This is a genomic window from Longimicrobium sp. (assembly GCF_036280135.1).
Taxonomy (GTDB): Bacteria; Gemmatimonadota; Gemmatimonadetes; order Longimicrobiales; family Longimicrobiaceae; genus Longimicrobium.
Genome location: NZ_DASURI010001011.1, coordinates 1 through 3,502, shown reverse-complemented (window position 1 = coordinate 3,502; position 3,502 = coordinate 1). Strand labels below are relative to the sequence as shown.

Below are 3,502 nucleotides of genomic sequence, written 5' to 3'. Positions count from 1 at the left end.
AGATTTCTCACGCAGAGGGAGCAGGGGCAGCAGAGGGTTTCATCGCGCGATGAAGTACTCTGCGCCTCTGCGGCTCTGCGTGAGAAAGCAGTAAGAGCTGGAAAAACGAGAGGCCGGTCCCGGTGCATGGGGCCGGCCTTTCGCGTTGAACGAACCTCTGCTGCCTCTGCTCCCTCTGCGTGGAAATGCAGTTGGTTCAAGACGGCCGGCCTCCATCCGATGCTTAGGTGTGGCGGAAACGGAACGCAACCCGTCCTCATCCACGGTATCATGGAATCCCCGATCTCCCTCCTCGACGCGTCGCGCAGGCGCACGGACTCGATCCTTGGCCTGCTGCTGGCGCTGCACTGGCCCGTGGCGCTGGTGCTGGCTCCCCTGCACGAGACCTGGCTGCCGGCCATCCTGGTGGGCGGCCTGCTGAGCGGCATTGCCTTCGCCGCGTCACGGCTGCGGCCGGGGGCGCTGGGCACACGCCTGTTCGCGGGCGCCGCGCTGATGGGGTACTCCGGGCTGTTCATCCACCAGACCGCGGGGATGCTGGAGCTGCACTTTCACGTGTTCGCCAGCCTGGCGTTCCTGCTGGCGTACCGCGACTGGCGGGTGCCCGTGTTCGCCGCGGCCACCATTGCCGTGCACCACCTGGCGTTCTTCGCGCTGCAGCAGGGCGGGGCCGGGGTGCACGTCTTTCCCGCCGACTCCGCGCACCATGGCACCCACGGGCTGCTGATCGTGCTGGTGCACGCGGGGTTCGTGGTCTACGAGACGTGCGTGCTGGTGTACCTGTCCACGCGGCTGGCGGCCGAGGCGCGCGAGAGCGACGAGCTGCTGGACTCGTCGGCGGCGCTGGAGCGCGGCGACCTGGACGTGCGCCTGGGCGACGGCACCGTCACGCGCGCCGTCCGCGGCGTGGTCGACACCCTGCGCGGCGTGCTGGCGGAGACGCAGGCCGTGGTGCGCGCCGTCCGCGAGGGCGACCTGTCGCGCCGCGGCAACGCCGGCGCGTTCTCGGGCGCGTACCGCGAGCTGGTGCAGGGGCTCAACGACACGGTGGCCGCCAGCGAGGCCGCGCACCGCCGCGTGCACGACGACCGCGCCGTGGCCGTCGCCTTCCTGGGCGAGGTGCACCGCGTGCTGGGCGCCGCCGCCGCCCGCGACCTCACCCTGCGCGTGGAGGGCGAGCACGCGCCGGAGTACGCCGCCATCCAGCGCGCCCTGAACGCCACGCTCGACGAGCTTTCGCGGCTGGTGGGCGCCATTGGCCGCACGGCGGGCGTGGTGGTGGATTCGTCCGCGCGCATCCGCGACGCCAGCCACGCGCTCTCGTCCGCCGCGGAGCAGACGAGCCGCCAGTCGCACGCGGTGAGTGCCGCCAGCGAGCAGGCGGGCGTGAACGTGCAGACGGTGGCGGTGGCGGCGGAGGAGATGTCCGGCAGCATCCGCGAGATCAGCCGTCAGCTCCAGGAGGCGCTGCGCGTCGCCGGCGAGGCGAGCCGCAAGGCCGAGCAGACGGTGCGGATGATGGACGAGCTGGGCGCGTCGAGCGAGGAGATCGGCGAGGTGGTGAAGGTCATCACCTCGATCGCGCAGCAGACCAACCTGCTCGCCCTGAACGCCACCATCGAGGCCGCGCGCGCCGGCGAGGCGGGCAAGGGCTTCGCCGTGGTCGCCAACGAGGTCAAGCAGCTCGCGTCGCAGACGGCGAAGGCGACGGAGGAGATCGCGCAGAAGATCCGCGGGGTGCAGGACAACACGGGTGTGGCGGTGGGCGGGATCAGCGAGATCAACAAGATCATCCAGCAGATCAACGACGTCTCGACGACCATCGCCGGCGCCGTCGAGGAGCAGAGTGCCGCGACGGGTGAGATCGCGCGCAACGTGAACCAGGCGGCGAAGGGCACGGAGGAGGTGAGCCGCAGCATCGTCAGTGTGAGCGCGGCGGCGACGCAGACGGCCGGCGGCGCGGCGCAGTCGCTGAGCGCGAGCGATCAGCTGGCGGGCGTCGCGACGGAGCTGGAGAGCCTGGTGGGCGCCTTCCGCATCTAACGCAAAAGATTCCTCACGCAGAGGCAGCAGGGGCAGCAGAGGGGTTCATCGTGCGATGAAGTACTCCGCGCCTCCGCGGCTCTGCGTGAGAAAGCAGTAAGAGTCGGAAAAACGAGAAGGCCGGTCCCGGTGCACGGGGCCGGCCTTTCGCGCGGAACCACCTCTGCTGCCCCTGCTCCCTCTGCGTGAAAATGCAGTTCTGCCGGATCGATCAACCCGCGCCGCCCTTCTGCCGAAACTACCAGACAGCGCACACGCGAGAGGGCAGGGAAGCCCGCTCCGCGCCAACCCCGCCCCGCGGGTTTCCCCAACCCTGTCTTGCCGACCATGAAACGAGTGCTGCTCGTCATCACCCTGCTGCTGGGGGTGGCGGATGCCGCCGCGCAGGCCCCGCGCGACACCACGCCGGCCGTGGGACGCGTCGCCCGCGCAACCCCCACCGCCGTCGCCGCCGTCGTCCCGGCGGACACGCTGCCCACCGCGGCGGACAGCGCCAGGCGGGACAGCGTTCCCGCCGCCGCGCCCGCCCCGGCGCGCCCCGCGGGGGCGGCCATCGTCGTCAACACGGGCACCGTGCGCTTCAGCGGCGTGGTGCAGGCGTGGTACACGGACGGCACCGACCGCGGCCAGCGCACCTTTCGCCTGCGCCGCACGGAGCTGCGCTTCGCGGGCGACATCGCGCCGCGCGCCCGCTGGGTGCTGATGGTGGACCCCTCCAAGTCGCTGCGCATCAACAGCAGCTACGATACCGTGGGCGACAGCCGCGTGGTGACGGACAGCCGCGTGAGCCAGGCGTCGCTCATGCTGCAGGACGCGTACGTGAGCGTGGACTTCGCCGGCTTCACCCTGGACGCGGGGCAGATGAAGCTGCCCCTGAGCTACGAGGGCGGCGTGCAGTCGTCCCCCAAGCTGCCCATGATGGAGCGCTCGATGTTCGTCGCCGACGGCCGCTTTGGCCTCGTGCGCGACATGGGCGTGCTGCTCAGCGGCCGCGTCACGTCGGGCGTCAGCGTCTCGCTGGGCGCGTTCAACGGCGTGGGCGAGAACCAGAACACCACGGACAGCAATCCGCAAAAGGTGGTCGTGGGGCGCGTGGCGCTGCGCACGTTCATCCCCGGGCTGCAACTGGGCACCTCGGGCGCGTGGAGCGGGGCGGAGACGGACGAGAACCCCCGCCGCGACCGGCTGGGCGGCGAGCTGGTGTACGGGCGCGGCCCCCTGCAGGTGCAGGCGGAGCTCATGCGCGGCTGGGACGGGGCCATCCGGCGCCGCGGCTACTACGCCCTCGCCGCGTACCGCGTGGGCACGGTGGAAGTGGCCACCCGCTACGACGACTGGGACCGCGACCTGGACCGGGAGAGCGCCGCGGCCAACGTGCACGAGCGCGACTACGGCCTGGGCCTCAACTACTACCTCTCCGGCACGGCCGTGCGCCTGCAGACCAACCTGGTGCGCCGCA

At 71.3% G+C, this 3,502-nt stretch carries 2 protein-coding genes; both read left to right on the top strand.

Annotated elements, in window-relative coordinates:
• Positions 1-270 precede the first annotated feature (270 nt).
• A complete protein-coding gene (locus VFZ20_RS32485) occupies positions 271-2,043 on the top strand; it encodes a methyl-accepting chemotaxis protein (RefSeq protein ID WP_329688141.1) in 1,773 nt (590 codons plus the stop codon).
• A 327-nt stretch (positions 2,044-2,370) separates the two neighbouring features.
• Positions 2,371-3,502: porin (locus VFZ20_RS32480; protein ID WP_329688140.1), on the top strand; the 1,132-nt coding region annotated here is incomplete at its 3' end.